Origin of the sequence: Agrobacterium sp. D14 (genome assembly GCF_001526505.1) — a bacterium.
In the GTDB taxonomy this organism is placed as follows: Bacteria; Pseudomonadota; Alphaproteobacteria; order Rhizobiales; family Rhizobiaceae; genus Agrobacterium; species Agrobacterium leguminum.
Map to the genome: position 1 here is coordinate 89,592 of NZ_ASXX01000005.1, position 6,648 is coordinate 96,239.

Below are 6,648 nucleotides of genomic sequence, written 5' to 3' on the forward strand. Positions count from 1 at the left end.
TACGGCATGCGACGTCGGTTTGCGGACGTCCACCCCAAGCACTCAGCGTCATCCTCGGGCTTGTCCCGAGGATCTGCAACCGATTGATTTAATTCGACGTGGTTAGATCCTTGGGACAAGCCCAAGGATGACGGAGGAGAGGTTGGACGTCCCGCGCCGGGGCCACTTTCTCTAGGCAACCCGCCCGGGAACTAGTTCAGCTTCAGCTCCATGCACGTCAAATCCAGCCAGCGGCCGAACTTGGTGCCGACTTCCGAAAACCGGCCGACGACCCTGAAGCCGAGGCTTTCATGCAGGCGGATGGAGGCGGTGTTTTCCGCCTCGATGGCGGCGATCAGCACATGCACATCGTTGCCCGAGGCATGATCGATCAACGCCTGCATCAGCTTCTTGCCGATGCCGTGGCCGCGCGCATCCTTATGCACATAGACCGAATGTTCGCGGGTGTGGCGATAACCGTCGAAAGCCCGCCAGTCGCCATAGGAAGCATAACCTGCGACCTTGCCGTCGAGGATTGCGACGATGACCGGAAAACCGCGTGACGTGCGGACGGCGAACCATTCCCTGCGGTTTTCCAGATCGACCAGCACGTCGTTCCAGATCGCGGTCGTATTCAGCACCGCATCATTGTAAATCTCCATGATGCCGGAGAGATCGTCCACGGTCGCGTCGCGCAGTTGCACGCTCATTGTCGTTCACCCTTTTTCCTGCTTGCAGCGGCGGTATTTTCGGCCGCCCTCTGCACGAGGATTAGGCGATGATGCGAATGGCTGTCCAGTACCCATGCGCCATCGGGGCGCATTCTTCAGGATGCCAGCGGCACGAGGCTGAAGGAGGTGACCACGGCGAAATAATGAACGGCGGCGGCGGCGACCACGAAAGCGTGCCAGATGGCATTCTGGAAACGCAGCTTTTCCCAGACATGGAAGATGACGCCGAGCGAATAGATGACGCCGCCGACGACGATCAGCCAGAGCGTGACGGGTGCCAAATGCGACGACAGTGGCCCCACCACCATGACGCCGCTCCAGCCCATGGCGAGGTAAAGGCCGATGGCGACCCGGTCGTAACGGCCGGGAAACAGGCATTTGAGAAGGATGCCGCACAGCGCCGCAAGCCAGATCAGCCCCAGCATGACGGCGATCAGTGGATCGTGGATGCCGCGCATCAGAAAGGGCGTATAGGTGGCGGCGATGAGGATGAAGATCGCCGAATGATCCAGCCGGCGCAGGAACCATTTCACCCTGGAGTGCGGCCAGATATTATAGGTGAAGGACACGGAGAGACAGGCGACGAGGCCGAGACCGTAAATCCACGCGGCGGCGATCGCGCTGAGCGTCCCCCAGGCGGTCGCGTAGAAAATCAGCGCCGTGGCGCCGATAAGCGCAAACACGATGCCGACACCATGGACGATGCCATCGGCGACAATCTCGTGAAAATCATACTGGCGCCCGAACCGCCATAAATCGCTCATAGTCCAATCCCGTCTGCGTGCTGTCCTCAAAGCATGGAGACAATATTAGACAGGAACAAGACAGCGCCCGGTTAACGGCAATCAAATTGCGTTCGAGGCTGTTGCGAAAGGAGAGGTGCAGGTTGCCCTGCGGCCAGAACAATTGCCTGTGGAGCGAGCGGTAGACGCTTGTTTCTTCTCCCCGCCGGGGAGAAGTCCGCGGCAGCGGGATGAGGGGGCAAGGGTGGATGTGTTCGGAGAGCTTGCCCCCTCATCCGGCCCTTCGGGCCACCTTCTCCCCGGCGGGGAGAAGAAACCCAGTCACGCTTTCCCCTGCCCTCACAATGCCGCAGCGCATTCCTGGCAAAACGGCGTATAGGGCACCGCCTTCAATCGATCCTCCGAAATCCGCTTGCCGCATTTGACGCAGGTGCCGAAGGTGCCGGTAGCGATACGGTCGAGGGCTGCGTCGATGGCGCGCAGCTCGTCCTGACCCACCTGCCCCAACTCGTCCAGCACCTCGTCATTGCTGCGTTCGGTGGCGCGATCCTCGTCATCGGGATTGCGAGGCTCTTCGAAATCGGCTTCGATTTTGTGCAGGCGGCGATAAAGCTCGCGCTGGCGGTCACGCAGGATTTTCTCGTAACTTTCGACATTCATGTTTTTTCCTCCAGCCGATCTTCTTGTATCGTCGCATTTCCAGACGGAAAACCGGATTCCACTTTTCCTGGGAATGCTTGGGGGGCGGAAAACCCGCCCACAACCCTGAAACGTCAGGCTTTTATCGGTCCACCAGCACCGAGCATTTGGCGTGGCGCACCACGCGGTCGGCGGTGGCGCCGATGAAATAATTGCTGAAATCCGGCGTGTGCGACGCGATGATGATGAGATCGGCCTTGTGTTCCTCGGCGGCGGCGATGATTTCACGCGCGGGCGCGCCGCTTCTGATTTCCTGGCTGCCCTTGAAACCGGCTCTCGTCTTGATGTCCGAAAGCTTGGTCTTGGCGTCCTTGATGGCGTTTTCGATCAGGTCGACAGGCAGGTCGATCGCCATATAGCCCGGCAGTTCCTCGACAACATTGATGAGAACGATCTCACCATCAGGATCCAGAAGCGCCTTGGCCTTTTCGAGAATCTTTTCCCCCTTGTCGGTGGCGCTGAGGTCTACCGGTACGATGATCTTCTTGTACATGGCTGTCTCCTTTGGCTTGATCCGCCGTTTAGCGTGTCGGGCTAGGCTTATATTTCCCCTTCGGCACGGCCTTCACCTTGATCGAAGTCAAAGCCGGAGCCGGGCCGGAACGGGGCATTGTCAACGAATAGTGGACGGTCAATCGCCAGACGACGATCTTTGCTGAACGACGAAACCAGCCCATATTCGCCTTCGACAAACGCCGCAAAGCGGCGTCGGCCGATGGTTTCGGCGACCGATCCGCCCCAGGGCGCTTCGGATTCAATATGGAGATCATGATGAGTGAAATCAAACAATTCGCCCTGACGCGGCCGGCCTATGTCGGCCAGGCGCACCTCGTCGTTCACGATCTGCCGCGCGTTTCGGATTTCTACCGGAAGATCATCGGTCTTTCCGTTCTTGAAAAGAACCCGAGCGGTGAAGTGCTGGGTGTGGGCGGCCAACCGCTGCTCACACTTTCCACCTCCGGCACGGCGGAACGCGCGCCGCGCAACGCGGCGGGCCTGTTCCACACCGCCTTCCTGATGCCGAGCCGGAACGATCTGGCCCAATGGCTGGCGCATGCCGCCCATAACAATGTCCAGTTTCAGGGCGCGTCCGACCATCTGGTCAGCGAGGCGATCTATCTTGCCGACCCGGAAGGCAACGGCATCGAAGTCTATCGCGACCGTTCGCCGGATGAATGGACCTACCAGCAGGACGGCACGGTGGAGATGGCCACCCTTGGCCTCAACCTGCAGGCGCTTTACGACAGCGCGCCGAAGACAGCCTTTACCGGGGCGGCGGAAGGAACAGCCATCGGCCATATCCATCTGCAGGTCGGCAATATTCCGCAGGCGGATGAATTTTATCAGGATGTGCTGGGGCTGAAGATCATGGCGCGTTATCCCGGCGCGAGCTTCTTCGGTTCCGGGGCCTATCACCATCACGTCGCCGCCAATATCTGGAACAGCCGGGGTGCTGCGGCCCGCAAGGACAATATGACCGGCCTTTCCGGCTATTCGCTGACCTTCAACGAGCCGGCCGCGCTCGAGACGGCGATTGCCGCGCTCGACCGACTGGAAATCGCCACAGAGCGGCAAAGTGATGGCATTGTCCTCAAAGATCCGTGGGGCATCGGGCTAAAGCTCTCCGCATAAAGATTGCCGCATTTGCGGCCGGGAATCCGGGCTCCATTTTTGCTCGGCATGCTCCAATTGCAAAAAGGGGCGGCGGAAATTTGCGCCGCCCCGGAACCGCCACATTTTTCGAACGTTTGTCACCTGATTGGGGGACCGTTCGATGAATGAAAATGCCAGACCGGACAAGACCGGCAATTCGGTCGCAGCCGGCGCCACAGCCGGAACCGTTCCGATCACGAGGGCGGACCCGCTGGAGGCCCCGCCATCCACGTCGCGACGCGACGATGCCCGCAGCCAGCAGCCGCTTGGCCGCGAAGCGCTGGATGTGGTCGTCGCCTGGTCGGTGATCGGCATCTTCCTCATCATGCTGATGGCGGTCATCCACGAATTGTCGCTCATCCTCATTCCGGTGGTGATGGCCATCGTGGTGGGCATGATCCTCGGCATCGCCGCCGAAAAGCTTGGTTCCTACGGCATTCCCGGCTTCGGCGTCGCGCTTATTTTATCGAGCCTCGTGGCGGCGGTGATGTTCTTCGTGGTCAATTCGCTGACCGAGCCGCTCTCGCTTCTCGCTTCGGAAGGGCCGGCGCTGGTGGAGCGCAGCATCGACCGTTTCCTGCCCTATCTGCAAAGCCTCAGATGGCTGAATATTTCGGCGGCAAGCTTCAGTCTGGGCTCGATGTCGATGGAATCTTTGATTTCGCGCAGCGGCGAAATCATTTCCGTGCTCGGCTCCAACGTCACCCCGGCCGTCATTCAGGGCCTGATCTTCCTCGCCGCGCTGCTGATGTTTCTCTATAGCCGGCTGCGGCTGCGCAAGGCGATCATCATGGCCTTTCCGGCCCGCCACCAGCGGCTGCGCACCATCCGCATCATCGGTTCGGTGGAAGAGGTGCTCGGCACCTATTTCGCCACGGCGGCGCTGATCTATGCCGGGCTTGGGGTGACGATGGTGGTCATCGCCTATTTCGGCGGACTGGCCATGCCGCTTCTTTGGGGGCTGTTCGCCTTCCTCTCCAGCTTCGTGCCGTTTCTCGGCATCACGGCCATGACGATTTCGCTGACGGTGGCGGGCATCATCACCCATGACAACATCATTCTGGCGCTTCTGCCCGCGGCGATCTTCTTCACCATTCACCTGTTGATGGAAAACCTCGCCTTTCCGGCGGTTGTGGGCCGAAACATGGAGATAAACCCCTTCCTCGTCTTCGTGATGATCATCTTCTGGACGTGGATGTGGGGGGCGGCCGGGGCCATGCTGGCGCTGCCGCTGTCGCTGATCGCCATGACGGTGACGCGGGAGCTGTTTCCCTCGCGCCGGGTGGTGCCGAAACTGCCGGATTGACCGACGGTTTTCCGGCGGGAAGTGCGAAGCGCCCCGGGTTTGAGCTGTCAGGAGATTGTCCTTTGACGGCCGGCGCGTGGGGTTTACCCCCCTCTGCCCTGCCGGGCATCTCCCCCTCAAGGGGGGAGATCGATCTGCGGCGAGGTTTCGCCCATCTCAACGTTGAGAATGAAATGGCGGTAGCGCCTCCTGCCGATCTCCCCCCTTGAGGGGGAGATGCCCGACAGGGCAGAGGGGGGTAAACCCCACGCGCCGACCGTCAATCGAAAACCTCCTGAAAACCAGCAGTCAGTCCGCTCAGGAAGCGAGCGGCATTCCCTGCGTCTCCCCCTGCGCGCTCGCCATGCGGCGCTCGTGCTCGATCAGCCATTTCTTGCGCCACAGCCCGCCGCCATAGCCGGTCAGGCTGCCATCCGCGCCGAGCACACGGTGGCACGGCACGACGATGGCGATCTGGTTGGCGCCATTGGCACGCGCGACCGCGCGCACGGCGGATGACCTGTCCATGGCGGTTGCGAGCGAGGAATAGCTGACGATCTCACCCGCCGGGATTTCCCGCAGGTTGCGCCAGACATCGCGCTCGAAGGGTGTGCCGTGGCTGGCAAGTCGGGTTTCAAAGGCGGCCGAATGCCCGGCGAAATAGGCCTTGAGTTCCGCTTCGATCTGGCCGGTCACAGCCGTCCGGCCAAGCACCATATCCGCGCCGGTGCGCGTCTTCAGCCGCTTCAGCTCGGCCGGAAGCGCCGGCCGGTCGGCGAATTCGAGGAGATGCAGGGCATGATCGTCGGCCACGGCGAGCATCGGGCCGATCGGCGTATCGATCCAGTCACCCTTCAAAAACCCCTTGCCCTTCATGGCGGCGGGCGAAGAGCCGAAGAACTGATTGATGGCAGAGCGGAAACCGCTGCCGGATTCGTAACCTGCATCGATCTGCGCGCCGATAACCGCTTCGCCGGAAGCGATGCTTTCCGCAGCATCGCCTACCCGTCGCAATCTGGCGATTTCCAGAAAGCTCATGCCGAAACGACGCTTGAAGGTGCGGCGCACGGTGGACGGATCATGGCCGAACGCCACCACATCCTCCTCGCGCCAACGACGGGCCGGTTCGTTTTCCAGCGCCGTCAGCAGCGACGTCACGGTCTCATCGGCCGAGCCATAGGCGAGCATCGGCTTGCAGCGCTTGCAGGGACGGAAACCGGCTTCCAGGCATTCGGCGATGGTCTCGCGGAACCGGCAGTTTTCGATCTTCGGCTTTCGCGCCGTGCAGGTGAAGCGGCAGAAAATCTTCGTCGACGTCACACATACATAGGCCACGCCCTCATAGGCGGGGTCCTTGTTCACAAGGGCGGAATAGAGCGTTTCGGTGTCGGGGCGTTTGAACAGCATCATGGGGAGGATGCTAGCGCAATTTTTTTGCCCGCGCCGCCGAAAAACGGGCATGGATGTGGGAGATGTTGTCGGCTCGTTTCGTCCGCGCCGTTTGGCCAAGCCGGTGCGGCATATTTCTTCTCCCCGCCGGGGAGAAGGTGGCGCGCAG

General features: G+C 61.0%; 8 protein-coding genes. 2 read left to right on the plus strand and 6 right to left on the minus strand.

All coding sequences use genetic code 11. From position 1 onward, the window contains the following. Positions 1–191 precede the first annotated feature (191 nt). The 5 genes from L901_RS04535 to L901_RS04555 form a co-directional block, all read right to left on the minus strand. A complete protein-coding gene (locus L901_RS04535; RefSeq protein WP_059753880.1) occupies positions 192–689 on the minus strand; it encodes a GNAT family N-acetyltransferase in 498 nt (165 codons plus the stop codon). 116 nt (positions 690–805) lie between these two features. Beyond that, entirely contained in the window at positions 806–1,474 is a 669-nt protein-coding gene (locus L901_RS04540) for a hemolysin III family protein (protein WP_059753883.1), read from the minus strand. A gap of 318 nt (positions 1,475–1,792) precedes the next feature. After that, a complete protein-coding gene (locus tag L901_RS04545) occupies positions 1,793–2,113 on the minus strand; it encodes a TraR/DksA C4-type zinc finger protein (RefSeq protein ID WP_059753885.1) in 321 nt (106 codons plus the stop codon). A 121-nt stretch (positions 2,114–2,234) separates the two neighbouring features. Beyond that, positions 2,235–2,645: a universal stress protein gene (locus L901_RS04550; protein ID WP_003522284.1), complete on the minus strand. Its 411-nt coding sequence runs from the start codon at positions 2,643–2,645 to the stop codon at positions 2,235–2,237. 47 nt (positions 2,646–2,692) lie between these two features. Further along, positions 2,693–2,941: a hypothetical protein gene (locus L901_RS04555; protein WP_059753907.1), complete on the minus strand. Its 249-nt coding sequence runs from the start codon at positions 2,939–2,941 to the stop codon at positions 2,693–2,695. On the opposite strand from L901_RS04555, the gene L901_RS04560 reads away from it, so the two are divergent. Both L901_RS04560 and L901_RS04565 read left to right on the plus strand, forming a co-directional pair. Next, positions 2,924–3,784: a VOC family protein gene (locus L901_RS04560; RefSeq protein ID WP_059753904.1), complete on the plus strand. Its 861-nt coding sequence runs from the start codon at positions 2,924–2,926 to the stop codon at positions 3,782–3,784. The two genes, L901_RS04555 and L901_RS04560, sit on opposite strands and share 18 nt — an antisense overlap. 142 nt (positions 3,785–3,926) lie before the next feature. Further along, a complete protein-coding gene (locus tag L901_RS04565; protein ID WP_020813172.1) occupies positions 3,927–5,111 on the plus strand; it encodes an AI-2E family transporter in 1,185 nt (394 codons plus the stop codon). Positions 5,112–5,408: 297 nt separating this feature from the next. On the opposite strand, the gene L901_RS04570 is transcribed toward L901_RS04565, so the two are convergent. Beyond that, entirely contained in the window at positions 5,409–6,500 is a 1,092-nt protein-coding gene (locus L901_RS04570; RefSeq protein WP_059753888.1) for a bifunctional transcriptional activator/DNA repair enzyme AdaA, read from the minus strand. Positions 6,501–6,648: the final 148 nt, after the last annotated feature.